The sequence below is a fragment of the Marisediminicola senii genome (assembly GCF_011057645.1).
Taxonomy (GTDB): domain Bacteria; phylum Actinomycetota; class Actinomycetes; order Actinomycetales; family Microbacteriaceae; genus Marisediminicola; species Marisediminicola senii.
The window spans coordinates 15133-38869 of record NZ_JAALGE010000018.1 but is presented as its reverse complement, the minus strand read 5'-3'; the positions used below and the strand labels follow the sequence as shown (position 1 = coordinate 38869).

25 protein-coding genes are annotated in these 23737 nt (G+C 68.0%); 3 read left to right on the top strand and 22 right to left on the bottom strand.

Going from position 1 to position 23737, the window contains the following annotated elements; genetic code table 11:
* The 8 genes from G5S38_RS08005 to infC all read right to left on the bottom strand — a co-directional run bounded on the left by G5S38_RS08005 (position 1) and on the right by infC (position 6040).
* Complete coding sequence (locus G5S38_RS08005) at positions 1-918, bottom strand: amino acid ABC transporter permease (protein ID WP_165066972.1); 918 nt, start codon at positions 916-918, stop codon at positions 1-3.
* On the bottom strand, positions 915-1562 hold the full coding sequence (locus G5S38_RS08000) for an amino acid ABC transporter permease (RefSeq protein ID WP_165066969.1): 648 nt from the start codon (positions 1560-1562) through the stop codon (positions 915-917). The genes G5S38_RS08005 and G5S38_RS08000 overlap by 4 nt, the downstream gene beginning before the upstream one ends.
* Positions 1563-1676: 114 nt before the next feature.
* Positions 1677-2552, bottom strand: a complete 876-nt coding sequence (locus tag G5S38_RS07995; protein ID WP_165066966.1) for a glutamate ABC transporter substrate-binding protein — start codon at positions 2550-2552, stop codon at positions 1677-1679.
* A gap of 41 nt (positions 2553-2593) precedes the next feature.
* Positions 2594-3349, bottom strand: a complete 756-nt coding sequence (locus tag G5S38_RS07990) for an amino acid ABC transporter ATP-binding protein (RefSeq protein WP_165066963.1) — start codon at positions 3347-3349, stop codon at positions 2594-2596.
* 87 nt (positions 3350-3436) lie between these two features.
* Positions 3437-4258 carry a TrmH family RNA methyltransferase gene (locus G5S38_RS07985; protein ID WP_165066961.1) on the bottom strand — a complete coding sequence of 274 codons (822 nt, stop codon included), beginning with the start codon at positions 4256-4258 and terminating at the stop codon, positions 3437-3439.
* Between the two features lie 22 nt (positions 4259-4280).
* On the bottom strand, positions 4281-4667 hold the full coding sequence (gene rplT / locus G5S38_RS07980; RefSeq protein ID WP_165066958.1) for a 50S ribosomal protein L20: 387 nt from the start codon (positions 4665-4667) through the stop codon (positions 4281-4283).
* A gap of 31 nt (positions 4668-4698) precedes the next feature.
* Entirely contained in the window at positions 4699-4893 is a 195-nt protein-coding gene (gene rpmI, locus G5S38_RS07975) for a 50S ribosomal protein L35 (RefSeq protein ID WP_165066956.1), read from the bottom strand.
* Between the two features lie 22 nt (positions 4894-4915).
* Positions 4916-6040, bottom strand: coding sequence for a translation initiation factor IF-3 (gene infC / locus G5S38_RS07970; protein ID WP_407943832.1), 1125 nt, complete (start codon positions 6038-6040; stop codon positions 4916-4918).
* Positions 6041-6272: 232 nt separating this feature from the next.
* Between infC and G5S38_RS07965 the strand changes: the two genes are divergently transcribed.
* Positions 6273-6647, top strand: coding sequence for a DUF1844 domain-containing protein (locus G5S38_RS07965; protein ID WP_235928964.1), 375 nt, complete (start codon positions 6273-6275; stop codon positions 6645-6647).
* 106 nt (positions 6648-6753) lie between these two features.
* Here G5S38_RS07965 and G5S38_RS07960 read toward each other — a convergent pair whose 3' ends face one another.
* From G5S38_RS07960 to G5S38_RS07935, 6 genes are all read right to left on the bottom strand, one after another.
* Positions 6754-7518, bottom strand: a complete 765-nt coding sequence (locus G5S38_RS07960; protein ID WP_165066951.1) for an SseB family protein — start codon at positions 7516-7518, stop codon at positions 6754-6756.
* Positions 7515-8258: a bifunctional 1-(5-phosphoribosyl)-5-((5-phosphoribosylamino)methylideneamino)imidazole-4-carboxamide isomerase/phosphoribosylanthranilate isomerase PriA gene (gene priA / locus G5S38_RS07955; protein ID WP_165066947.1), complete on the bottom strand. Its 744-nt coding sequence runs from the start codon at positions 8256-8258 to the stop codon at positions 7515-7517. The genes G5S38_RS07960 and priA overlap by 4 nt, the downstream gene beginning before the upstream one ends.
* A 55-nt stretch (positions 8259-8313) precedes the next feature.
* Positions 8314-8955, bottom strand: a complete 642-nt coding sequence (hisH, locus tag G5S38_RS07950) for an imidazole glycerol phosphate synthase subunit HisH (RefSeq protein ID WP_165066945.1) — start codon at positions 8953-8955, stop codon at positions 8314-8316.
* Between the two features lies 1 nt (position 8956).
* Positions 8957-9562, bottom strand: a complete 606-nt coding sequence (hisB, locus tag G5S38_RS07945; RefSeq protein ID WP_165066942.1) for an imidazoleglycerol-phosphate dehydratase HisB — start codon at positions 9560-9562, stop codon at positions 8957-8959.
* Positions 9563-9571: 9 nt separating this feature from the next.
* Complete coding sequence (locus G5S38_RS07940) at positions 9572-10651, bottom strand: histidinol-phosphate transaminase (RefSeq protein ID WP_165066940.1); 1080 nt, start codon at positions 10649-10651, stop codon at positions 9572-9574.
* 127 nt (positions 10652-10778) lie between these two features.
* Positions 10779-11198, bottom strand: coding sequence for a LysM peptidoglycan-binding domain-containing protein (locus tag G5S38_RS07935; RefSeq protein WP_165066938.1), 420 nt, complete (start codon positions 11196-11198; stop codon positions 10779-10781).
* A 492-nt stretch (positions 11199-11690) separates the two neighbouring features.
* On the opposite strand from G5S38_RS07935, the gene lexA reads away from it, so the two are divergent.
* The gene (gene lexA / locus G5S38_RS07930) at positions 11691-12416 is read left to right on the top strand and encodes a transcriptional repressor LexA (protein WP_165066935.1); all 726 of its coding nucleotides are present in this window, start codon (positions 11691-11693) and stop codon (positions 12414-12416) included.
* A 99-nt stretch (positions 12417-12515) separates the two neighbouring features.
* Here lexA and metE read toward each other — a convergent pair whose 3' ends face one another.
* The 3 genes from metE to hflX all read right to left on the bottom strand — a co-directional run bounded on the left by metE (position 12516) and on the right by hflX (position 17434).
* Complete coding sequence (gene metE / locus G5S38_RS07925) at positions 12516-14828, bottom strand: 5-methyltetrahydropteroyltriglutamate--homocysteine S-methyltransferase (protein ID WP_165066933.1); 2313 nt, start codon at positions 14826-14828, stop codon at positions 12516-12518.
* Complete coding sequence (locus G5S38_RS07920; protein WP_165066931.1) at positions 14821-15801, bottom strand: methylenetetrahydrofolate reductase; 981 nt, start codon at positions 15799-15801, stop codon at positions 14821-14823. Before G5S38_RS07920 ends, metE begins: the two co-directional genes overlap by 8 nt.
* Positions 15802-15889: 88 nt before the next feature.
* Positions 15890-17434 carry a GTPase HflX gene (hflX, locus tag G5S38_RS07915; protein ID WP_165066928.1) on the bottom strand — a complete coding sequence of 515 codons (1545 nt, stop codon included), beginning with the start codon at positions 17432-17434 and terminating at the stop codon, positions 15890-15892.
* Between the two features lie 41 nt (positions 17435-17475).
* Between hflX and G5S38_RS07910 the strand changes: the two genes are divergently transcribed.
* Positions 17476-18117, top strand: a complete 642-nt coding sequence (locus tag G5S38_RS07910; protein WP_165066926.1) for a class I SAM-dependent methyltransferase — start codon at positions 17476-17478, stop codon at positions 18115-18117.
* Here G5S38_RS07910 and dapF read toward each other — a convergent pair.
* From dapF to recA, 5 genes are read right to left on the bottom strand one after another with little or no spacing between them, the layout of a single operon-like run.
* On the bottom strand, positions 18090-18971 hold the full coding sequence (gene dapF / locus G5S38_RS07905) for a diaminopimelate epimerase (RefSeq protein WP_165066924.1): 882 nt from the start codon (positions 18969-18971) through the stop codon (positions 18090-18092). The two genes, G5S38_RS07910 and dapF, sit on opposite strands and share 28 nt — an antisense overlap.
* 9 nt (positions 18972-18980) lie before the next feature.
* Entirely contained in the window at positions 18981-20006 is a 1026-nt protein-coding gene (gene miaA, locus G5S38_RS07900; RefSeq protein WP_165066921.1) for a tRNA (adenosine(37)-N6)-dimethylallyltransferase MiaA, read from the bottom strand.
* A 2-nt stretch (positions 20007-20008) separates the two neighbouring features.
* Positions 20009-21592: a tRNA (N6-isopentenyl adenosine(37)-C2)-methylthiotransferase MiaB gene (miaB, locus tag G5S38_RS07895; RefSeq protein ID WP_165066919.1), complete on the bottom strand. Its 1584-nt coding sequence runs from the start codon at positions 21590-21592 to the stop codon at positions 20009-20011.
* Positions 21593-21618: 26 nt separating this feature from the next.
* Positions 21619-22488 (bottom strand): regulatory protein RecX, encoded by an 870-nt coding sequence (locus G5S38_RS07890; RefSeq protein ID WP_235928962.1) that lies wholly within the window; start codon positions 22486-22488, stop codon positions 21619-21621.
* Positions 22489-22491: 3 nt separating this feature from the next.
* A complete protein-coding gene (recA, locus tag G5S38_RS07885; RefSeq protein ID WP_165067008.1) occupies positions 22492-23583 on the bottom strand; it encodes a recombinase RecA in 1092 nt (363 codons plus the stop codon).
* Positions 23584-23737: the final 154 nt, after the last annotated feature.

Sequence of the window (23737 nt, the reverse complement as noted above, 5' to 3'; positions counted from 1 at the left end):
TTAGCGGGGCGTTTGATCCAGTCCGGTGTCGGCGGGGCGCTGCATCGTGATGGCCTGGGTTCCTTCGACGCCCGGCACCTTGGCGGCTGCAGCCCCGGCGTGCGATCCGGTCTTGCGGGCGACGAACCGTGCGATCCACGACAGGGTGAGGTTGATCGCCAGGTAGATGAGGAGCACGACGAAGAACAGCGAGAAGAAGTATTCGTTGCCGTAGAAGTTGGAGAGCCGGTTGACCACCTGGCGCAGCAGTTCGGTGTAGCCGACGATGTAGGCCAGTGCGGTGTCCTTGAGCAGGACGACGAGCTGCGCGATGATGATCGGCAGCATCTGGCGGAATGCCTGCGGGAACTCGATGAGGAAGCGGGTCGCGATCGGGGTGAGGCCGATCGAGAGCCCCGCTTCGCGCTGCCCCTTGGGCAGGGCGACGATACCGGCGCGAAGGATCTCACCGATGATCGCCCCGTTGTAGACGGCGAGCCCGGCGACGCCAGCCCAATATGACCCGGTGGAGAACACCAGCAGCACGAAGAGCATCATCAGCAGCACAGGCATGCCACGGAAGAATTCGAGCACGACGGCGGTGGGGATGCGGATCCAGCGTGCCTTCGCGGTGCGGCCGAAGGAGAACAGAATGCCGATGACGATCGCGAGCACCGCGGCGACAGCGGCCATCTGCAGGGTGGCGAGCACTCCGCGGCCGATCGCACGCCAGACCGCGAGGTCGAGGAAGATGTCCCACCGGCTCGCGTCCCACAGGCCGGGCTGGGTGACGCCGCCCGCGGTCACGCGCTCGGCACCGAGCGTGATGATGAGCCAGGCGAGTCCGGCGATCACGAGGACGCCGGCAACGATCGAGATAATCCTGGAGCGACGGCGGGCCTTGGGGCCGGGGGCGTCGTAGAGAACGGACTGGCTCATCGGAGTACCGCCACTCTCTTTTCGAGGGCCGCCGCGAGCTGGCCGAGCGGAATGGTGACGACGAGGTAGAACGCGGCAACCGCGAGGAGGATGGCGATGACCTGGTCACCGCGCACGTTGATGACGATGCGGGCGGCGGCGAACAGTTCGACGACGAAGAATGCGCCGGCGACGGAGGTGTTCTTGACCAAGGCGATGAACACGTTGATGAGCGGCGGGATGACCATCCGGATCGCTTGTGGCATCACAACGGTGCTCAGCGACTGGCCGAAGGTGAGGCCGATGCTGCGGGCGGCTTCGGCCTGCCCGATCGGAACCCCGTTGACACCGGAGCGGATTGCTTCAGCGACGAAGGGAGAGGTGTAGACGGTGAGCCCGATGGCCGCGAGCACGAAGAAGTCGAGCCGCACGTCGAGGTAGGGAAGGATGAAGGCGCATCCGAACAGCACGAGGGTCAGCGGGGTGTTGCGTACTACCTCGGTATAGATGGTGGCAATGGTGCGGAACGACGCGATCGGGGAGATGCGCAGCGTTGCGACGATCACACCGAGCACGAACGCTCCGAGTCCGGCGATCGCGAAGAGGCTCAGGGTCTGCCCGAACCCCGCCAGGAAGGTGGGGAAGTTCTCTATGACGGCATCCACGGCTCTCCCTCCCTTTCGTTAGTTCGTGCATAGTCGGTGGCCGGCGGTACCGGGTGGCGCTGTGTCATGGCGTCGGCCCGCCCGCGAGGCGGGCGGGCCGACGGTCATTCGCTGCTAGTAACGGTCGACGGCCGGGGGTTCCGGTGTCTCGAGAACGACGCCAGCGGTCGCTTCCCAGGCCTCGGCCCATGTGCCGTCTTCGTACGACGCCTCGAGGGTGTCGTTGATGAAGTTACGGAACTCGGTGTCGTCCTTCGCGAGGCCGATGCCGTAGGGCTCCTCGGTGAACGGGTTGCCGACCACGACGAATTCGCCGTCGCTCTGGTCGGCGAGGCCGGCCAGGATGACGTTGTCGGTGGTGACGGCGACGGCCGCTCCGGTACGCAGCGGCTCGAGGCAGTCGGAGTACCCGGCGGCGGTGATCACGTTGCTGGTGTACTCCGAGATGTTTGCCTCCGAGGTGGATCCGCTGACGGTGCAGACGACGGCGTCGGGGTTCTCCGTGAAGTACTCCGGTCCTTCGATTTCCTCGTTGTTGGCGCTCACCAGGAGGTCCTGTCCTGCGGTGTAGTAGGGACCCGCGAAGGAGATGACCTCCTTGCGGGCGTCGTTGATGGTGTAGGTCGCGATGACGAGGTCGACCTCGCCGCTCTCGATGAAGGGCTCGCGGTTGGCGGAGATGGCTTCGCGCCATTGGATGCCGTCGGCCGGGATACCGAGCTCGGCCGCGATGAGCTTGCCGATTTCGACGTCGAAGCCGACCGGGTCACCGTCGGGTCCGACGAGGCCGAACAGCGGCTGGTCGAACTTGGTGCCGATGGTGATGCTTCCCGCTTCGTTGAGTTCCGCCATCGTGGTGCCGGCTTCGAACTCGACCTCTTCCTGCACCTCGGGTTCTGGTGCTGCTGCCTCCGAGTCGCTGCAGGCGCTCAATCCGAGCACCGCCACCGATGCCATCGCTGAAATCATCAGACCTTTTTTGAGCCTCATGGTTTCCTCCTCTTGCTGTGTGCTGTGTGCCTATCCACCGGTTAGTGGGTAAGTATCTTCGAGAGGAAGTCCTTCGCTCTCGGTGTCTGCGGGTTGGTGAAGAACTGCTCAGGGGCCGCCTCTTCGACGATGGAGCCCTCGGCCATGAAGAGCACGCGGTTCGCCGCCTTGCGGGCGAAGCCCATCTCGTGGGTGACGACGAGCATGGTCATGCCGTCTTTCGCGAGGTCGACCATGACGTCGAGGACCTCGTTGATCATCTCGGGGTCGAGTGCCGACGTCGGCTCGTCGAGCAGGATGAGCTTGGGTTCCATCGCGAGGGTGCGAGCAATGGCGACGCGCTGCTGCTGTCCGCCGGAGAGTTGGGACGGCATCTTCTGCGCCTGGTTGCCGACGCCGACGCGGTTGAGCAGCTTCATGCCGCGCGCGTCGGCGTCTTTCTTGCTGAGTCCGCGTACCTTGATCGGCCCGAGCGTCACGTTCTCGAGCACGGTCTTGTGCGCGAAGAGGTTGAACGACTGGAACACCATGCCGACATCGGCACGCAGCTTCGCGAGGCCAGGTCCCTCTTCGGGCAGCTGTACACCGTCGATGGTGATGGTGCCGTCGTCGATGGTCTCGAGCCGGTTGATGGCGCGGCAGAGGGTGGATTTGCCCGAGCCACTGGGCCCGATGACCACGACTACCTCGCCCCTGGCGACGGTGGTGGTGATGTCCTTCAGAACGTGGAGCTCACCGTAGTGCTTGTTGACATGGTCGATGACGACCAACGAATCACTACCGTGTGCTTGGGCCATGTGATTACCCAACCACACGCCCTCATTCGGGGGCAAACCCCACGCGGAGTCGTAACACAGTCTTAACTCCTGATCACTGCAGAATTGTCAACCCTGAGCCCTCTGGGAGAACGCGGACTCATACAGGCAGACGGATGCCGCGGTCGCGAGGTTCATGGATTCCGCACGCCCGTAGATCGGAACGGTCAGCACTCGGTCTACCTGGTCGAGCTGTTCGTCGAGGAGGCCCCTGGCCTCATTGCCGAAGAGCCAGGCCGTGGGCTTCGCGAGCGTGCCGTCTTCGCGCGCCTGCAGGAGGTCGTCGCCCTTCACGTCGGCGGCGAGGATCTGGAGTCCCGCGAGGCGGGCGCGCTGCAGGGCGACCTCGAGATCGATGCCGACGGCGACGGGCACGTGGAAGATCGACCCCGTCGACGCCCGAACCACCTTCGGGTTGTACAGGTCGACGCTGCGGCCGGTGAAGATGACTCCATCGGCACCCGCGGCGTCGGCGGCACGCACGATGGTTCCGGCGTTGCCGGGGTCGCGCACCTCCTCGAGGATCGCGATCAGCCGGGGCGCCTCGCCGTCGGTGCCGTCGCGGAGGATGTCCTTGATCGACGTCGGGAACTGGCGGCAGACCGCCGCGATGCCCTGCGGCGTGACGGTGTCGGCCATCGACGCGAGCACCTGCTCAGTGACGAATTCCACCTCGATTCCGGCGTCGTCCGCGGCGCGGGTGATGTCTCCGTAGCGGTCGGCGGCGGTCGGGGTGGCGAAGAGTTCGACGACGAGTTCGGGGCGGAAGGAGAGGGCCTCGGCTACTGCCTGAGGCCCCTCCAAAAGAAAGAGCCCGGTCTCAGACCGGGCGTCTCTCTTGGCCAGTTTGGCCACCGCGCGCACTCGAGGTGAACGTGGGTTGTCAATCATGCTGACAGTGTATGGGCGTTGGTCAGGCGGATACCCGAGGCGCGCTTGTGTCGGCGGGGAGTGCTGCCTTCGCGGTTGCGACGATGGCGGCGAACGTGGCGGGCTCGGTGACCGCGAGGTCGGCGAGCATACGACGGTCGACCTGCACGCCGGCCAGGTTGAGTCCCTGGATGAGGCGGTTGTAGGTCAGGCCGTTCGCGCGCGACGCGGCGTTGATGCGCTGGATCCACAGGCGGCGGAAGTCCCCCTTGCGGGTGCGACGGTCGCGGTACGAGTAGACGAACGAGTGGATGAGCTGCTCTTTGGCCTTGCGGTACAGGCGTGAACGCTGTCCGCGGTAACCCTTGGCGCGCTCGAGGATGACGCGACGCTTCTTATGGGCGTTTACTGCCCTTTTTACTCTTGCCATGTGCTTAGTTCCTTGAGGTTAGAAGTGAGGGCTACTTGCCGAGCAGACGCTTGACGACCTTGGCGTCGGCCGGGGCCAGCACCTTGTCCTGGTTCAGGCGGCGGGTGACGACGCTGGACTTGACTTCCAGGTTGTGTCGCATTCCGGCCTGCTGCTTCATGATCTTTCCGCTTCCGGTGACCTTGAAGCGCTTCTTCGTACCCGAATGGGTCTTCTGCTTGGGCATGTCTCTCCTCGTTGTGGTCGTGCTACTTCGCGCCGGGCTTGGCCGGTGCAGAACTCGTGGGCTTGGGGGGCTGCGGGGTACCCGGTGCGCGCGGTACCGCGGGCGCCTTGGGCGTCGCGGGCTTGGCTGCGGCTGCGGGCTTCGCGGCGGGTGTCGCCGTTGCGGGCTTCGCAGCCGGCGTCGCCGTTGCGGGCTTCGCAGCGGGTGTCTCCGACGCGGGCTTCGCGGCGGGTGTCGCGCTGGTGGGCGCGGGTCTCGCTGACGTGGCCGACGTTGCCGGCCTGGTCGCCGTGGCGGGCTTCGCCGTGGAAGCTGCGGGCGCAGTAGTCGCGGGTGCAGCAGTGGTGGGTGCAGCAGTGGCGGGCTTCGAGGCCGGGGCGGCCTTCTTCTCCGCGACGGGTGCTGCGGCGGCCGGGGCTGCGGCGGGTGCTGCGGCCGCGGGGGCCTGGCGGCGCACCGGCGCCTCGTCGTCGGCCTGGCGTTCCGGCTGGGCCGGACGCTCGGCGCGGGGCGGCTTCGAGGCGGCGCGCTTGGCGTCGACCTCGCCCTTGACCTCGGCCTTGGTCTTCAGCGGACCGATGACCATGACCATGTTGCGGCCATCGATCATCGGGGTCGACTCGACGGTGCCGAACTCGGCCACGTCTTCGGCGAAGCGCTGCAGCAGGCGAACTCCCTGCTCGGGGCGCGACTGCTCGCGACCGCGGAACAGAATCATGGCCTTGACCTTGTCGCCGGTCTTGAGGAACCCCTCGGCGCGCTTGCGCTTGGTCTCGTAGTCGTGCACGTCGATCTTGAGGCGAAAGCGCACCTCTTTGAGGATCGTGTTCGACTGGTTGCGCTTGGCTTCTTTCGCCTTCTGCGCGGTTTCGTACTTGAACTTGCCGAAATCCATGATCTTGGCGACGGGGGGCTTGGAATTGGGAGCTACCTCGACCAAATCCAGGTCTGCCTCTTGGGCCAGACGAAGTGCGTCTTCAATGCGCACGACGCCGACCTGCTCGCCGGCTGGGCCTACGAGTCGGACCTCCGGTACGCGGATTCGGTCATTGGTTCGGGGATCGCTGATCTGTTTCTCCTTGGGAATGTGAGTCTGTGGCTGCTGGTGTCGGTGTGTACCGGCGTCAGACCGAAGGAGAAGTTTCACAGCCGTTCCGCGCGAGTGCAGCATTCGATCACTGCCTGCCGTGCGTACATGGCTTGGCGCCCTGGCTACCTTCGGCTGATTGCTCGGCCGACGGCGGGGTACCAACAACCCGGTAACCTGAAGATGCGGTAAGCGCGGGTGGGAGAAGCTCCACTTTCGTTCCACACCCCAGAAGGGGCGCGGAGCCGACAGAAGTCTAGCAGAGGAACGACTCGTGAGCGATAGCCAGCACATCCACGCCGAAGACGGCACCCACACGCACGCGGAACACGACGACGCGACGACGGATGCCGCGGCTCGCGACATCGCGGACGTTCCCGCCATCGAGGTCATCAACACCGTGGCAGTGCACCTGCTCAGCGCGGCAGCCGTGAAGTGCGGCCTCGCCGACGACCCGGAGTCGCAGCTCGACCTCGACGAGGCACGCAAGTTGATCAACGCGCTGGCGGGACTCGTGACCGCGTCCGCCCCGGATCTCGGCGACCAGCACGCGCGGGCCCTGCGCGACGGACTGCGCTCGGTGCAGCTCGCGTTCCGCGAGGCGTCGCCCATCCAGGACCCGCCGGGCAAGGGCGCGGGCGAGAAATACACGGGCGCCGTCAGCTAGCCAGCGCCGCAGCATCCACTTGACGGCATCGAAGCCGAGAAGCGGTGAATCCGACGGGTGCGGTCAGCTAGCGTCCCGCCGCAGCATCCACCGTCTCGCCCTGCGATCAGCTCAGGCGCACCGTCATGCTGTCGACCTGGGTGGCGATGGTCTCGTTCGTGCTCCACAGCGCCTGCACCCGCCCGAGCAGCCCGGTGAGGGCCTCGCGGTCGAGGCCGGGGCGTAGGCGCAGTTCGACGACGAGTTCTGGTGCGGTGAGCTTGGCACGGGGGTCGCCGGCCGCGAGGGAAACGTCGGCGATGTCGTCGATGGCGTCGATGGATGCCGCGAACGCCGCGTTCACCCGCGGATTACGGTAGCTCGGCACCCACGGCTGCGACTGCGCGATCGCCCATAGCGCGGGGCGTCGCACGGCGAACTCCGTCGGCGACAGCGGGTCGAGCACGACGAGGTCGGTGCCCTCGTTCGCCGCGGCCAGCGCCACCCGGATGCCGTCGGCGGGCACGGGGCGGGCCTTCGGGTTCCACCGCGCCATAGCCGCGACGTCGCTGAACACGGGCATGACGGCGCGGCCGTCGGGGCCCGACACGGTGACGATGGCGAGTTCTGCCTTCTTGTCGACCTGGATGCCGTGCTCGCCCATCGCGGACTCCCCCAGCGACGCGACCAGCGGGATCAGCAGCCGCGCGCCGCGCAGTGCGTCGACGACCTCGCGCTCTCCCCCGTCACCGGTGTGAAATCGGGCGATCGCGGCAATGAGCTCCGTGGAGGCGGACCCATCGTCGCCGGAGAAGGCGTTCTGCTCGAACGCGCGGCCGGCCCACGGCGTGCCGGCCGAGTCTGCCCCGGGGTGGGAGTGGTGGGCGCTCAATCGCTTGCGACGTCCAGCGCCTCCCGCAGCGTGAATGCCTTGGCGTAGAGCGCCTTGCCCACGATGGCACCTTCGACGCCGGTCGGCACGAGTTCACGCAGGTCGGCGATGTCCTGCAGGTTGGAGATGCCGCCCGAGGCGATGACCGGCTGGTCGGTGCGCGACGCGAGTTCGCGGAGCAGGTCGAGGTTGGGGCCCTGCAGGGTGCCGTCCTTGGTGACGTCGGTCACGACGTAGCGAGCGCAGCCTGCCTCCTCGAGTCGCTCGAAGACCTCCCAGAGGTCGCCGCCGTCCTCGGTCCAGCCACGGGCGGCCAGGGTGGTACCGCGCACGTCGAGCCCCACCGCGATGGCCTCCCCGTACTCGGCGATCACGCGGGCGGCCCACTCGGGGTGCTCCAGCGCTGCGGTACCGAGGTTGATGCGCTTCGCGCCGGTGGCGAGCGCGGATTCCAGGCTGGCGTCGTCGCGAATGCCGCCGGACAGCTCGACCTGAACAGAGCGGCCGACCTTGCGGATGACCTCGTTGATGACGTCGTGGTTGTTGCCTCGCCCGAATGCGGCGTCGAGGTCGACCAGGTGGATCCACTCCGCACCCTGTTCCGCCCAGTCGTGGGCGGCGTCGACGGGGTCGCCGTAGCTGGTCTCGCTTCCGGCCTCGCCACGGGTGAGGCGAACGGCCTTACCGTCGGCGACGTCGACGGCGGGCAGCAGGATGAGGGGCGGGGTCTCTGTGAACACTGGCGTGATTCGTCTCTCGTGAGAAGTGGTGGCGGGAAGTCCGGGGTGGCGGAGCCTAGGACGCGCGGAGGCTGCCGATCCAGTTGGCGAGGAGTCGGATGCCGGCGGCGCCGGACTTCTCCGGGTGGAACTGGGTAGCAGACAGTGGACCGTTCTCGACGGCCGCGAGGAACCGTGTGCCGTGCCTGGCCCAGGTCAGCTTCGGGTCGGGGTACGGCGGCTGGGAGTCGAGCGTCCACTCCTGTGCGGCGTAGGAGTGCACGAAATAGAAGCGTTCGTTTTCGATGCCGTCGAACAGCACCGAGTCCCCTGGGGCCTCGACGGTGTTCCAGCCCATGTGCGGGAGTACGTCGGCGGTCAGCTGGGTCACGGCACCTGGCCATGCGGACAGGCCCTCGGCGGGCGCGTCGCGCTCGACCCCGGAGTCGAACAGCACCTGCATCCCGACGCAGATACCGAGCACGGGGCGGCCGCCGGCGAGCCTGCGGTCGATCAGCTCGCCGCCTCGGGCGTCGCGAAGCGCGGTCATGACCGCGTCGAACGCTCCGACACCCGGAACGAGGAGCCCGTCGGCTTCGAGCACCGCGGTGCGGTCTGCGGTGAGTTCGACGTCGGCCCCGGCCACCTCGAGGGCCTTGACGGCGGAGTGGACGTTGCCCGAGCCGTAGTCGAGCACAACGACGGTTGGCTTCGCCATGCTAGAGCGCTCCCTTGGTGGACGGGATGCCGGTGACGCGCGGGTCGGGTGCCACGGCGGTGCGCATGGCGCGGGCGAAGGCCTTGAACTCGGCTTCGGCGATGTGGTGCGGGTCGCGGCCGGCGAGAACTGTGATGTGTACGGTGAGTGCCGCGTGGAAGGTGATCGCCTCGAAGACGTGGCGCACCATGGAACCGGTGAAGTGGCCGCCGATGAGGTGCATCTCGAAACCGGCCGGTTCGCCGGTGTGCACGAGGTAGGGGCGCCCCGAGACGTCGACGACGGCCTGCACGAGTGCGTCGTCGAGGGGCACGAGGGCGTCACCGAACCGGGCGATCCCCGACTTGTCGCCGAGTGCCTGGCCGATCGCCTTGCCCAGCACAATGCCGATGTCTTCGACAGTGTGGTGTACGTCGATGTGGGTGTCGCCCGTCGCGCGCACGGCGAGGTCGATGAGGGAGTGCTTGGCGAATGCGGTGAGCATGTGGTCGAAGAACGGCACCGAGGTCTGGATGTCGGTCATGCCCGTGCCATCGAGGTCGAGGGAGAGGTCGATGGTCGATTCGCTGGTCTCGCGCTGCAGGTGGGCGGTGCGGGAACTGGTCATCCGTCAATCCTACCGAGCGGTGATGCGCGCCAGCGCGTCGAGGAACGCGGTGGTCTCTGCCTCGGTGCCTGCCGTGACACGCAGGTGGCCCGGCATGCCGACGTCGCGAATGATGATGCCCTCTGCGAGCAGCTGCTCGAACACCGACGCTGGGTCGTCGACTCCTCCGAACAGTACGAAGTTCGCCCAGCTGTCCCACGCGTGGTAGCCGAGCTTGGGCAGCTCGACGAGCAGACGGTCTCGCTGCTGGCGGATGTCGTCGACCATGGCGAGCATCTCGGGCGCGTGGTCGAGGGCGGCGATAGCGGCCGCCTGGGTGAGCGCCGAGAGGTGGTACGGCAGGCGTACCAGTCTGAGTGCGTCGGTGATGGCGGGATCGGCGGCGAGGTAGCCGACGCGAGCGCCGGCGAATGCGAACGCCTTGCTCATGGTGCGACTGACGATGAGCCGCTCCCTGCCCGGGAGCAGGTCGAGCGCGGTCGGTGCACCCGCTGGCGCAAACTCGGCGTACGCCTCGTCGACGACGACGATCCCGTCAGTGGCGTCGTAGACCGCCACGATGGTGTCAGGGTCGAGGGGCGTGCCGGTGGGGTTGTTGGGTGAACACAGGAACACGACGTCGGGCGAGTGCTCCTCGACCTGGCGCACGGCAGTCGCCGGGGAGATGAGGAAGTCGTCGTCCCGATCGGCGGAGATCCACCGGGTGCCGGTGCCTCGCGCGATGATCGAGTGCATCGAATAGGTGGGCGGGAAGCCGAGTACGGAGCGCCCCTGGCCGCCGAACGCCTGCAGGATCTGCTGGAGCACCTCGTTCGAGCCGTTGGCGGCCCAGATGCTGTCGCGGGTGAGCCCATGGCCGAGGTAAGCGGCGAGGCTGTCTCGCAGCACGGGGAACTCGCGCTCGGGATACCGGTTGACCGTGAGGATGGCCCGGGCGATGGACGTCACGATGTCGTGTGCAACGGCCTCGGGGATGGCGTGGGTGTTCTCGTTGACGTTGAGCGCGATGGGGACCCGCGATTCGGGTGCGCCATATGGCGTCAGGCCGCGGAGGTCATCGCGGATGGGCAGGTCGCTGAGTGAAGTCACCGATCAATGCTAGGCGAGTGGCGAGCGAGTGACGGCGGGCGGCGATGTCTGCGGGGCAGCACACACAGCCAGCGCTGACCAGCAAGCACAGAGCGACCAGCACCGGCCCTCTGCCTGCCGCGCTAGTTCAGTCCGCGTAGGCAGCGGGAAGGGCGAGGCGCTGGCCCGGGTGCACGTCGGCGCTCGCAAGCCCGTTGAGGTGCACCACGTCGGCGACGACGTCGCGCGGGTCGGCCTCGGGGGCGATCGACTCGGCGAGCTGCCAGAGCGACTGGCCGCTCTTGACCTGCACGTACTCGAAGGAGCTGTTGCTGACCTGGATGGACGCGGTGGCCGACCCCATGTTGGCGGTGAGCATGCTCGCCCCGACGATCAGCGGCAGAGCGATGGCAACGAGGACGGCGCGGCGACCGCGCTTCGTGATGTGCAGCCGCGGGAGCGGTGCGGCGGTGGGCGCGGCGACGGCGACGGGACGGGTGACCGCGATCGGCGTCGACGCCGTGGGCCGGCTCGCGTGGGTTCGGGCGGTCACGCTGCGCGTGGGCATGGGGCGCACGGACGTCGCGGCGCGTGACGCAGCAGGCCTCACCAGCGCGGGCGTAACCGAAGCGGCGGCCGTCGTGGGCAGGCGGTAGTCGTCCATGCGCACGCGGGAGTTGCCCAAGCCGGAGTTGCCCAAGCTGGAGTTGGTCAGGCGGGAAACGCGGGGGGTGTTGAAAAGTGCGGTGAGGGAAGAGCTGGTGCGATAAACCATTGCTGCGGTCATTGCCATGCCTTTCGTCAGACGAAGGAATGCGAGGAAGACTTCGCATTCGACTCTCGGCCGGGAGAGCCGAATGCGAAGCTGTGTTCCGAACATACATTCGATAGGTCGCTTCGCCAAGGGGATCTTCGACATTGCAGCCACTTTTATCGCGACACACTAGAACAAATGTTTGGATTGCGCGACTCGGGTGGATACAGTTTCGAGTGTCTGAGGACCACTTCATCAGGCACCACCGACATTCGACTTTCGCGGGCACGCGGGCAGGAGACTCCAATGGACGTCAGTAGCGAGGCAGCGAGCCAGGGGCAGGCGGCGGTGCGCGGCGCCGGAGCGTCTCAGGACAAGGCGGGAACGCGGCGACGCAAGAGCCTGAGCGACAAGCAGCTGGCAATCCTCGACGCGATCCAGCGGTCCGTGCTGAACCGGGGCTACCCGCCGAGCATGCGTGAGATCGGCGATGCAGTCGGGCTCTCCTCACTGTCGAGCGTGACGCACCAGCTGAACCAGCTCGAGCTCAGCGGCTACCTCCGGCGTGATCCGAACCGTCCCCGGGCGCTCGAACTGCTCATCGACCTCCCCCTCGCGGGCATGTCGACGCCGTCGGACAACCCCACCCCGGTCGGTGACGCCGCCATGGTGCCGATGGTCGGACGCATCGCCGCGGGAATTCCCATCACCGCGGAGGAGCAGATCGACGAGGTCTTTCCTATCCCTCGCCAGCTCGTGGGGAAGGGCGACCTGTTCATGCTCGGCGTCGTCGGCGACTCCATGATCGATGCCGCGATCTGCGACGGGGACTGGATCGTCGTACGGCAGCAGAAGACCGCCGAGAACGGCGACATCGTCGCCGCGATGATCGACGACGAAGCAACCGTCAAGGTATTCCAGCAGCGTGACGGGCACACCTGGCTGCTCCCCCGCAACTCCGCGTTCGCCCCGATCATGGGCGACCACGCAGAGCTGCTCGGCAAGGTCGTCGCGGTGATGCGCTCGGTCTAGCGATACCCTCGACCGGCAGTGCGCCCGGCGAATCGGCGCTGCGCTGATCCCGTTGCGCCCGGCAAACCGGCACTGCGCTGATCCCGTGTGGCCGTGCGCTCAGCCGGAGATGCGCTCCCGCACGGCCGCCGTCGCGGCGACGATGTTGCGCAGCGACTGCACGGTCTCGTCGTACCCGCGGGTCTTGAGCCCGCAGTCCGGGTTGACCCACACCTGTCGCTCCGGGATCGCCCCGATGGCGATGTCGATGAGGGAGACGACCTCGTCGACACCGGGAACCCGCGGGGAGTGGATATCGTAGACGCCGGGCCCGATCCCCCGGGGGAAACCTGCCGCCGCAACATCCGGAACCACCTCCATGCGCGAGCGGGCCGCCTCGATCGACGTGACGTCGGCGTCGAGGCGGTCGATGGCGTCGAGGACCACACCGAACTCCGAGTAGCAGAGGTGGGTATGGATCTGGGTGCGGTCGTCGACGCCCGCTGTCGCCAGGCGGAACGCCCCCACCGACCAGTCGAGGTAGTCGGGCTGGTCCTGCCTTCTCAGCGGCAGCAGTTCGCGCAGGGCCGGTTCGTCGACCTGGATGATGCGGATGCCTGCACCCTCCAGATCGGCGATCTCGTCGCGCAGTGCCAGGGCGACCTGGTTGGCAGTGTCGCGCAGTGGCTGGTCGTCGCGCACGAACGACCAGGCGAGGATCGTGACGGGGCCCGTGAGCATGCCCTTGACGGGCTTGTCGGTGAGCCCTTGGGTGAAGGTCGACCAGTCGACGGTGATCGGCGCCGGACGGGAGACGTCGCCCCAGAGGATCGACGGTCGCGTGCACCTGGACCCGTAGGACTGCACCCAGCCGTGCTGCGTCGCGGCGAACCCGTCGAGGTTCTCGGCGAAGTACTGCACCATGTCGTTGCGTTCCGGCTCCCCGTGCACGATGACGTCGAGGCCGAGCTCCTCCTGCAGCGCGACGACGCGACGGATCTCGTCGCGCATGGCCTCGGTGTACCCGGCCTCGCTGAGGTCGCCGCGGGCGAAGCTGGCGCGGGTACGACGGATGTCGCCGGTCTGGGGGAACGACCCGATCGTCGTCGTCGGCAGCAGCGGAAGGCCGAGGGCGGCCGCCTGCAGGTCGGCGCGCACCGCGTAGTCGCCGCGGGCGAAGTCGGCGGGGCCGAGGGTCGCCGCGCGCTGGCGTACCGCGTCGACCCTGACGCCGTCGGCGCTCGCCCGGTCCGCGAGCGCGGCGGTCGCGGCATCCACCTCTGTCGTAATCGCCGCGCGGCCCTCGGCGAGGCCCCTGGCCAGGGTGGCCACCTGCGCGACCTTCTGGTCGGCGAACGCCAGCCACCCGCGCATGCGCTGCGGCAACTGCTGCTCGTCATCGACGTCGTGCGGAACGTGGAAAAGTGAGGTCGAGGTGCTCACGGCGACCGACGGGCTGTGCTCGCGCAGCACCTCGAGTGTGCCGAATGCGGCAGCAAGGTCACCGCGCCAGATGTTGCGACCGTCGACGACCCCGCCGACCAGGATGGTCTCGGTGCGGAACCCCTCGGGCAGGGATCCCCTGGCGAGGTCGAGGCCGATGGCGTCGACACCGGTGGCGTCGAGCACGGGGAGGGCGTCGCCGAGGTCTCCATACGCCGCCGAGACGAAGATGCGGGGCCGCACCTCGGATGCCGCGAGCAGGGAATACGCGCGATCCACGGCCCCGAGCACGTCGGTGCGCGGGATGTCGATGCTCTCGCTGACGAGGGCGGGCTCGTCGAGCTGCACCCATTCGGCGCCGACGGCCGTGAGCGCGGCGAGGAGCTCCGCATACACGGGCAGCAGGTCGTCGAGCCGGTCGAGGGGACGGAATCCGTCGGGGGCGGATTCGCTGGCCTTGCTCAGCAGCAGCAGGGTGACGGGCCCGACGATGACCGGACGCGTGCGATAGCCCGACACCGTGGCCTCTGCCACCTCGCGCAGCAACCGCACACTGGCGAGGTCGAACTGGGTATCCGGGGCGATCTCGGGAACGAGGTAGTGGTAGTTGGAGTCGAACCACTTCGTCATCTCGAGCGGTGCGCGGTCGCTGTCGCCCCTGGCCAGGGTGAAGTAGCCGGCGAGGTCGAGGGAGCCGTCGGCGGCGACGAGGTCGGCGAAGCGCTCGGGGACGGCGCCCACGGTGACGGCGGCGTCGAGCACCTGGTCGTAGAACGAGAATGCCTCGGGGATGGCCGAGTTCGTGGCATCCAACCCCAGGGCGGCCAGCCGGGCACGCATCTCGCCCCGCAGTTCGGCGGCTCGCGTCTCGAGCTCGCCTTCGGTGATGGTGCCAGCCCAGAATGCCTCGACGGCGCGCTTCAATTCGCGTCGTCGCCCGATGCGGGGGTAGCCGAGGATGGTGCCGACGGGAAACTGCGGGTCAGTCATTCGGGGTCCTTTGCGTGGGATGGATGCGTGGCCCTGCCGTCACGCCGAGCCGCTCGAGCATGGCCAGCACGGGGCGGTGCTGGTTGTACGTGTAGAGGTGGAGCCCCGGGGCGCCACCGGCGAGCACGGCGGTCGCGAGGTCGGCCGCGTACTGCACGCCGGCGGCGAAGCGCGCGTCGGGGTCGTCGGACGACGCGAGGCGGCGCATGAGCTCATCGGGCTGTCGGTTGCGGGTCAACGTCACCATGCGGTGAAGGCGCTCCGGTGTGACCACGGGCATTATCCCGGGGAGGATCGGGATGGTCACGCCGCCTGCCGTGGCCCGCTCGACGAAGCCGAGGTAGTCGTCCTGGTCGAAGAACAGCTGGGTGATGGCCACGGTTGCTCCCGCGGTCTGCTTGGCGACGAGGGCGTCAATGTCCTGATTGTCGCGCCGGTCGTTGCTGTGGCCGTTCGGAAAGGTCGCGACGGCGACGCGCACGTGGTCACGGGTCTGCGGGATGTACCCGAGGCCCGGGGATGACGGCGACGCCACGGTCGCGTACTGCGAGCGTTCCGCCTGCACGCGATCGATGAGCTGTACGAGCTCGGACGAGGTGCGCAGGTCGCCGAGGAAGTCATCGCCCTCGACGGCGCCCGCTGGCGGGTCTCCACGCAGCGCGAGGAAGCTCGAGACGCCGGCGTCGAGGAACTCGCGCACCAGCCGGCTCGACTCCGCGTGCGACGATCCGACGCAGGTCAGGTGCGCCATGGGACTGATGGATGTCTCGTGCAGGATGTAACGCAGCACCTCGAGCGACGCGGCGCGCGACGACCCGCCCGCCCCATAGGTGACGGAGATGAAGTCCGGGCAGACTGCTGCGAGTTCACGGATGGTGACGCGGAGGTCGTCTTCCGCCTGCGGCGACCGCGGGGGGAACAGCTCGAATGACACGTGCGGCGCTGTCGAACAGGCGGGCTCCGTCGATGTCATGGCCAGCCCTCCGATCGGGCGCCGGTGCTCCGGCGACCCGATCAGACTAGCCACGTCGCGTTCGACGCCGAAGGCCTGTTACGTCGCGCTACGGCGCGCTGGGCTCCATCACGAATTCGCCGAGAACCGACTCGAGCTCTTCGGTGACCATCACTCGCAGCCGGGTGCCGCGCTCGTCGTACGAGGTGTCGAGCACCCTGGCGTGGTCGTGCAGCCGGGCGACGACGTCTCCGCGGTCGAACGGGATGAGCAGGTCGAGCTCGATCGATGGAGCCGGGAGCTCCTCCGCGATGCGGGCGAGCAATTCTTCGACGCCCTCCCCCGACCTGGCCGAGGCGAACACGGCGCGCGGCTCGATACCGCGCAGCACCAGGCGCTGGCTGTCGTCGAGCAGGTCGGCCTTGTTGATGACCACGATCTCGGCGATGTCGCGGGCGCCGATCTCGCCGATCACGTCGCGAACGGTGGCGAGCTGACCGCCGGGGTCGGGGTGCGATCCGTCGACCACGTGCACGATCACGTCGGCATCAGCCACTTCTTCGAGGGTCGAGCGGAATGCCTCGACCAGCTGGTGAGGCAGGTTGCGCACGAACCCGACCGTGTCGACCAGGGTGTATTCCTGGCCGTCGGCGGTCTCGCTCTTGCGCACTGCGGTGTCGAGGGTCGCGAACAGCGCGTTCTCGACCAGTGCGCCGGCGTGCGTGACGCGGTTCAACAGCGACGACTTTCCGGCGTTGGTGTACCCGGTGATGGCGACCGAGGGTACCGAGTTGCGTACCCGGTTGGCACGCTTGGCCTCCCGCGAGGGCGCGAAGCCCAGGATCTGCTTGCGCAGCCGTGACATGCGGGTGTGGATGCGGCGACGGTCGAGTTCGATCTTCGTCTCACCCGGTCCGCGCGAGCCCATACCGTTTCCGGCGCCGACCTGGCCACCGGCCTGGCGCGACATCGATTCACCCCATCCACGCAGTCGCGGGAGGAGGTACTCGAGCTGGGCGAGTTCGACCTGCGCCTTGCCCTCGCGGCTCTTCGCGTGCTGGCTGAAGATGTCGAGGATGACGGCGGTGCGGTCGATGACCTTGACCTTGACCACGTCTTCGAGTGAGCGACGCTGGCTGGGGGCCAGTTCGCCGTCGACGATCACGGTGTCGGCGCCGGTCGCGGCGACGACGTCGCGCAGCTCCTGGGCCTTGCCCTTGCCGAAGTAGGTGCTGGGGTCGGGGTGCGCACGGCGCTGCAGCAGCCCGTCGAGCACGACCGCGCCGGCGGTCTCGGCGAGGGCGAACAGCTCGCGCATCGAGTTCTCGGCCTCGGCGACGTTGCCCTGCGTGTAGATGCCGATCAGCACCACGCGCTCGATGCGCAGCTGCCGGTACTCGACCTCGGTGACGTCTTCGAGCTCGGTCGAGAGCCCGGCGACGCGGCGCAGCGCCTGGCGGTCTTCACGATCGAACTGGTCGCCGTCGTATCCATCGCGCTCGTCAGTCTGCGGCGCCCCGGTGTTCGACACCGTGATCGCCTGCGCAGACCCCGCTCCGAACAGCGTGTATCCGGCGGTTCCGGACGTCGCTTTGCCGAGCACGCGTGCGATGACGTCGTCGTCGTCGTTCACGTTCACATTTACTTCAGTCATTGGGTTAACCCTAGCTTCTCGTTGTTAGGTAGGTTTTCTGGATGACGCAAGAGCACTACTTCTCCGCCAAGCCCGAGAGTGAGCTCAACCTCCGCCGGTTCACGGCGACTCTGGCTGGTCGGGAATGGGAACTCTTCACCGCAGGGGGCATCTTCAGTCCGGAACGGGTGGATGCCGGCACCGCCGTACTCCTCGGCAACACTCCGGCCCCGCCCCCCGGTGGCCATCTCCTCGACCTAGGATGCGGCTGGGGCCCGATCGCCCTCACGCTCGCCCTAGAATCCCCGCGGTCTACGGTGTGGGCGGTGGATGTGAACGAGCGTGCGCTCGATCTGGTCAGGCGGAATGCAGAGGTCATGGGCATTACTAACCTCAACGCCTGCCTGCCCCAGGATGTTCCCGACGACATCCGGTTCATGACCATCTGGTCGAACCCGCCGATCCGAGTGGGAAAGAGCGAGCTGCACCAGCTGCTCGACCGCTGGCTCGGTCGTCTCGACGCAGGGGCCGACGCGTGGCTCGTCGTGCAGCGCAACCTCGGGTCGGATTCGCTGCATAGATGGCTCGACCAGGCGCTGCCCGCCACGTTCTCGGTCCTGCGGTCGGCGACGAGCAAGGGCTACCGCGTGTTGCGGGTCCGCAACCGCGGCGCCGATCAGTCGATCGTCAGCGCTCCCGCGTAGACGAGTTCGGCGGGGCCGCTCAGGGCGACGTGCTCGCCGTCTTCCGCGGGGAACATGCGTACGCCCAGGATTCCTCCCGGCACCTGCACGCGCCACTGGCTCGGCGCCCCGGCTCCCGCCCAGTGCCGCACCGCGAGTGCCGCTGCCGCTGCGCCGGTTCCGCACGACAGGGTCTCGCCGCTCCCCCGCTCGTGCACGCGCATGCGGATGTGGCCGACGGCGTCGATCACCAGCGGGTCGCCTGGGACGACGAATTCCACGTTGGCGCCGGCCGATGCCGGGGGGACGAGCTCCGGCGCGACGGCGAGGTCTGCTCCGTCGAGCTCGTCGTCGCTCGACAGTGCGACGACCACGTGCGGGTTGCCGACGTTGATACCGAGCCCGGGGCGTGGCACCTTGACGTTGCTCGTGCTGACCAGCGGCTCGCCTCCGTCGAGCGCCCAGCGACCGAGGTCGACCTGGTAGCCCCGCGCACTCGAGAGCACGTCACGCACTCCGGCGCGCGTGCCGATCACGGCGGTCTCGCCGCTGCCGAGCGGCAGGAGACCGTTCTCGACCAGGTACTTCACGTAGACGCGGATGCCGTTGCCGCACATCTCCGACGGGGAACCGTCGGCGTTGTGGTAGTCCATGAACCACTCGGCGGCCGGATCCTCGGCCAATGCGGCTTCTCCCGCGGGGAGGTTGCGTGACCGAACGGCCCTGATGACCCCGTCGGCACCGACGCCGAAGTGCCGGTCGGCGATGAAGGCGATCTGCGATGCGCTGAGGTCGAGGTCACCGTCGGGGTCGGAGTACAGCACGAAGTCGTTTCCGGTGCCGTGGCCCTTGGTGAAGTTCAGAGTGGTGGTCACCCGTCAATGCTACGGGCCGTCGGCCGCGGCATCCGCAGATCCTCCAGCCGTGGGCTCCCCCGTGCGCGTGCCCGTGGGCCCACCCGCACGCTTGTCTGGGCTCCCGTGCGAGTGATCGTCAGGGCGCAGCATGGCCATGACCGTGTCGGCGAGGTCGGGGCGGTCGTGGTCGAGCCAGCGCGTGGCGGGGTATCGCCGGAACCAGCCGACCTGGCGACGCGCGTAGCGGCGCGTGAGCGCCTGGGTGGCGGCGATGGCCTCGTCGCGGCGCAGCTCGCCGCGCAGTTCGGCCGCGGCCTGCGCGTAGCCGATGGCCCGGCTCGCGGTGACCCCGCTGGCGAGCCCGCGCTCGAGCAGCTGCCCCACCTCGTCGAGCAGTCCGTCGCGCCACATGCCGACTACCCGCTCGTCGAGCCGCTCCACGAGGGTCGGCCGTTCGGCGGTGAGGCCGACGGTCACGGTGGGCATCCAGTAGTCGGACTCGTCGGGCAGGCCCGATCCGAACGACTCCCCCGTCATCTCGACGACCTCGAGGGCGCGTACCAGTCGGCGTCCGTTGTGCGGACCGATTGCTGCGGCGGCGCCGGGGTCGACGGCATCGAGCCTGCGGTGCATCATGCCGGGGCCCTCCGCCGTCAGTTCACCTTCAAGGCGCTGCCGGATGACCGGGTCGGTTCCCGGGAATGCGTAGTCGTAGACGACCGACGAGACATACAGGCCGGACCCGCCGACGAGGATCGGCGTCGCTCCCCGCCGGGAGATGTCGCTGATGGCCGCTCGCGCCGCCGCCTGGTAACGCGCGACGCTGGCCTCTTCCGTGACGTCGAGTTCATCGAACAGGTGATGCGGAATGCCCCGCCGTTCGGCCTGGGGCACCTTGGCGGTGCCGATGTCCATGCCGCGGTACTGCTGCATGGCGTCGGCGTTGACGATCTCCGCATGGCCGCCGGAGGCCGTAATGGTCTCCGCCAGGTCGAGGGCCAGGGACGACTTGCCCGTTCCGGTCGCCCCGACGATGGCGATGAGCCTGGTCACCGCTAGCCGCGCGGCGACGGGGTTTCGGATGCGGCCACGGCGGGGCCTGGCGTGCGGGCACTGAGGCGCAGCGTGGGCAACCCGAGCGAGATGCGTCCGTTCTCGGTGGATGCCGCAGGCGCGGGTACTCCGCACGACTCCGCCTCCGAGCGGTCCCAGGCGTCCCCGGCCGACGTGCGTCGGATGATGAGCGGGCTCGAGTCGACCGAGTCGGCGATCAAGTGGAATGGCTTGGCGTCGGTGATGCGCACCGATACGACGTCTCCGGGGCGCGGTACGTCGCTGTGCGGGGGGATCTCGAAGTGCACGAGGCGGCCGTCTTCTGCCCGCCCCGAGAGTCGATGGGTCGCGGCATCCTTCTTGCCTTCCGCCCCCACGACGACGGCGACCCAGGTCCCGACCTGCGCCTGGTTCTCCTCCCACGAGATGCGATCCTGCAGGGCGGTGAGGCGTTCGTATCGCTCCTGCACGACCGCCTTGGGCACCTGGTCGGGCATGGTGGCCGCCGGGGTGCCGGCGCGGATGGAGTACTGGAAGGTGAACGCCGACGAGAACCGGGCCAGCTCGACGACGCGGAGGGTCTCCTGGAAGTCCTCCTCGGTCTCGCCGGGGAAGCCCACGATGATGTCGGTGGTGATGGACGCGTTCGGGATCTTGGCGCGAACCCGGTCGAGAATACCGAGGAACTTCTTCGAGCGGTAGCTGCGCCGCATGTCCTTAAGCACCTTGTCGGAGCCGGACTGGAGCGGCATGTGCAGCTGGGGCATGACGGCGGGCGTCTCGGCCATCGCGTCGATCACGTCGTCGGTGAATGCCGCGGGGTGCGGGCTGGTGAACCTGATGCGCTCGAGCCCTTCGATCTGGCCCGCCGCGCGCAGCAGCTTGCCGAAGGCGAGCCGGTCGCCGAACTCGACGCCGTAGGAGTTGACGTTCTGCCCGAGCAGGGTCACCTCGATCGCGCCGTCGTCGACCAGGGCCTGCACCTCGGCGAGGATGTCGGCCGGGGCCCGGTCTTTCTCCTTGCCGCGCAGCGACGGGACGATGCAGAACGTGCAGGTGTTGTTGCAGCCGACCGAGATGGAGACCCACCCGCTGTGCGTCGATTCGCGCTTCGTGGGCAGGGTCGACGGGAAGACCTCGAGCGCCTCGAGTATCTCGATCTGTGCCTCGTCGTTGTGCCGTGCGCGCTCGAGCAACGTCGGGAGCGATCCCATGTTGTGGGTTCCGAAGACGACGTCGACCCAGGGCGCCTTCTCGAGGATGACGTTCTTGTCTTTCTGGGCCAGGCATCCGCCGACGGCGATCTGCATTCCGTCATGCTCTCGCTTGACCGCAGCGAGCATGCCGAGGTTGCCATAGAGCTTGTTGTCGGCGTTCTCACGCACGGCGCAGGTGTTGATGACGACGACATCGGCCCGCTCGCCCGACACCGACGGCCGGTAGCCCGCCGCCTCCAGGGATCCGCTGAGCCGCTCGGAGTCGTGGACGTTCATCTGGCAGCCGAAAGTGCGCACCTCGTAGGTGCGCACCGCCGACCCGGCGCTGTCGGGTGCGGAGCTGGACGGGGCGGGGGCAGTGAGGGTCATGATGGGTTCCAGCCTAACGACGCGTGTCAGCGGAACCGCACGCCGCCGTGGGTCTGCTCGAGTGCAGCGTCGACGGCGGCACGCGTGACCGACCCCGAATAGCCCTTGCGCATCAGGAATCCCGACAGGCGCCTGGCCGCAGTCTCGCGGTCGTACGAGCGCAGCTGGGGCGCCCGTCGCTCGGCGAGCTCGCTCGCGCGGGCGATCTCGTCGTCGTCGGCGATCTGCTCGAGCGCTTTCTCGATGTGCTGCTGGTCGATATGGCGACGACGCAGCTCGGCGGTCAGCGCGCTGCGCCCGAGGCCCTTGCGATCGTGCTGCGTACGCACGATGGTCTCGGCCAGGGCGGCGTCGTCGATGAGCCCGACGCCTTCGAGGCGGTCGAGCTCGGCCTCGATGTCGTCTGGGTCGAACTCGCGGGCGGTGAGGGTCTTGTGCAGCTCCCAGCGGGACATGCCGCGACGGGTGAGGGCATGCATGCTCACGTTCTCCGCCCGCCGCGCCTTCTTGGCTTCGGCCGCGTCACGGGCCGCAGTGAACACCTCTTTGCGGGTACGGGCATTCACAGCCTCCTGCTCGGCGAGCTCGGCGTCGACGCGTTCCGCCTCGAGGAGCTCCGCCTCGGTGGGACCGGTCTCCCATGCGGCGGCGGCCGCTGCCGTTGCCGTTGCCGTTGCGGAACGGTCAGCGCCCATCGGAGACGGCGCCCACGCGGTGGCGGTGGTGTACTGCTCCGCCTGCCCAGTTGCCGCGGGTGCCGCCGGTGCTGCGGCTGGTTCGGGCTTCGTCGGGGGCTCGGCGCCGGGCAGGTAGGTCACCCTCGCGAGCGGGCCGTCATTCCCGTCGGAGGATGAGCTGTCGTCGCTGCCCGGCGGCCGGCCCTGTCGGAACACCATGGATCAGGCGCCGACAGCCTTGCGGGAGGCCAGCTTCTTCTGGATGGACTCGACGGGCGGCGCCTCAACTACGGGCGCCCCTGCGACAGCGTCGGGGTCGGGGATGATGCCGAGCTTGACCTTGATCTTGTGCTCGATCTCGTTCGCGATCTCCGGGTTCTTCAGCAGGTGGTTGCGCGAGTTCTCCTTGCCCTGCCCGAGCTGGTCACCGTCGTAGGTGTACCAGGCGCCGGACTTGCGCACGATCTCGTGCTCGACACCGAAGTCGATCAGGCTGCCCTCACGCGAGATACCGACGCCGTAGAGGATGTCGAACTCCGCCTGCTTGAACGGCGGTGCCATCTTGTTCTTGACGACCTTGACACGAGTGCGGTTTCCGACGGCATCGGTGCCGTCTTTCAGGGTCTCGATGCGGCGGATGTCGAGGCGCACGGAGGCGTAGAACTTGAGTGCCTTTCCTCCCGCGGTGGTCTCGGGGCTGCCGAAGAACACCCCGATCTTCTCGCGCAGCTGGTTGATGAAGATCATGGTGGTGTTGGTCTGGCTCAGGCCACCGGTCAGCTTGCGGAGCGCCTGTGACATGAGTCGCGCCTGGAGGCCGACGTGGGTATCGCCCATCTCGCCCTCGATCTCTGCACGCGGCACCAGGGCCGCGACCGAGTCGATGACGATGAGGTCGATGGAGCCGGAGCGCACCAGCATGTCGGCGATCTCGAGGGCCTGCTCACCGGTGTCGGGCTGGGAGACGAGCAGTGCGTCGATGTCGACGCCGAGCTTCTTGGCGTATTCGGGGTCGAGCGCGTGCTCGGCGTCGATGAATGCGGCGATGCCGCCTGCGCGCTGCGCGTTCGCGATCGCGTGCAGGGTGAGCGTGGTCTTACCCGACGACTCGGGGCCGTAGATCTCTACGATGCGGCCGCGCGGGAGCCCCCCGATACCCAGCGCGACGTCGAGCGCGATGGACCCGGTGGGGATAATGGCGACGGGGGCGCGTTCGTCGCTGCCCAGGCGCATGACGGAGCCCTTGCCGAACTGGCGGTCGATCTGGGCGAGTGCGGTTTCGAGTGACTTTTCGCGATCTGCTGCTGATGCCATGGTGAGGGCTCTTTCTTCGTAGTCGATGGTGCGCCTATAGGCTGCCGCTGAGGTACCGAGCCGATGTTGCAGGGCCCGGTAGTCCGCGACAAGGCAGTTGTTGCAGGTGGTGCGGGTAGTGCTGGTGGTGCAGGTGTTGCCTGTCGATTCGGTG

What these genes read in the sequence shown, in the direction of transcription:
- rplT (WP_165066958.1), bottom strand. Translation starts at nt 4,667, where the DNA reads ATGGCAAGAGTAAAAAGGGCAGTAAACGCCCATAAGAAGCGTCGCGTC.
- G5S38_RS07995 (WP_165066966.1), bottom strand. Translation starts at nt 2,552, where the DNA reads ATGAGGCTCAAAAAAGGTCTGATGATTTCAGCGATGGCATCGGTGGCG.
- rpmI (WP_165066956.1), bottom strand. Translation starts at nt 4,893, where the DNA reads ATGCCCAAGCAGAAGACCCATTCGGGTACGAAGAAGCGCTTCAAGGTC.
- G5S38_RS07990 (WP_165066963.1), bottom strand. Translation starts at nt 3,349, where the DNA reads ATGGCCCAAGCACACGGTAGTGATTCGTTGGTCGTCATCGACCATGTC.
- G5S38_RS07920 (WP_165066931.1), bottom strand. Translation starts at nt 15,801, where the DNA reads ATGACATCGACGGAGCCCGCCTGTTCGACAGCGCCGCACGTGTCATTC.
- G5S38_RS07985 (WP_165066961.1), bottom strand. Translation starts at nt 4,258, where the DNA reads ATGATTGACAACCCACGTTCACCTCGAGTGCGCGCGGTGGCCAAACTG.
- metE (WP_165066933.1), bottom strand. Translation starts at nt 14,828, where the DNA reads ATGACTGACCCGCAGTTTCCCGTCGGCACCATCCTCGGCTACCCCCGC.
- recA (WP_165067008.1), bottom strand. Translation starts at nt 23,583, where the DNA reads ATGGCATCAGCAGCAGATCGCGAAAAGTCACTCGAAACCGCACTCGCC.
- G5S38_RS07890 (WP_235928962.1), bottom strand. Translation starts at nt 22,488, where the DNA reads ATGGTGTTCCGACAGGGCCGGCCGCCGGGCAGCGACGACAGCTCATCC.
- hisH (WP_165066945.1), bottom strand. Translation starts at nt 8,955, where the DNA reads ATGGCGAAGCCAACCGTCGTTGTGCTCGACTACGGCTCGGGCAACGTC.
- lexA (WP_165066935.1), top strand. Translation starts at nt 11,691, where the DNA reads ATGGACGTCAGTAGCGAGGCAGCGAGCCAGGGGCAGGCGGCGGTGCGC.
- G5S38_RS07935 (WP_165066938.1), bottom strand. Translation starts at nt 11,198, where the DNA reads ATGCCCACGCGCAGCGTGACCGCCCGAACCCACGCGAGCCGGCCCACG.
- hisB (WP_165066942.1), bottom strand. Translation starts at nt 9,562, where the DNA reads ATGACCAGTTCCCGCACCGCCCACCTGCAGCGCGAGACCAGCGAATCG.
- hflX (WP_165066928.1), bottom strand. Translation starts at nt 17,434, where the DNA reads ATGACTGAAGTAAATGTGAACGTGAACGACGACGACGACGTCATCGCA.
- G5S38_RS08005 (WP_165066972.1), bottom strand. Translation starts at nt 918, where the DNA reads ATGAGCCAGTCCGTTCTCTACGACGCCCCCGGCCCCAAGGCCCGCCGT.
- G5S38_RS07910 (WP_165066926.1), top strand. Translation starts at nt 17,476, where the DNA reads ATGACGCAAGAGCACTACTTCTCCGCCAAGCCCGAGAGTGAGCTCAAC.
- miaB (WP_165066919.1), bottom strand. Translation starts at nt 21,592, where the DNA reads ATGACCCTCACTGCCCCCGCCCCGTCCAGCTCCGCACCCGACAGCGCC.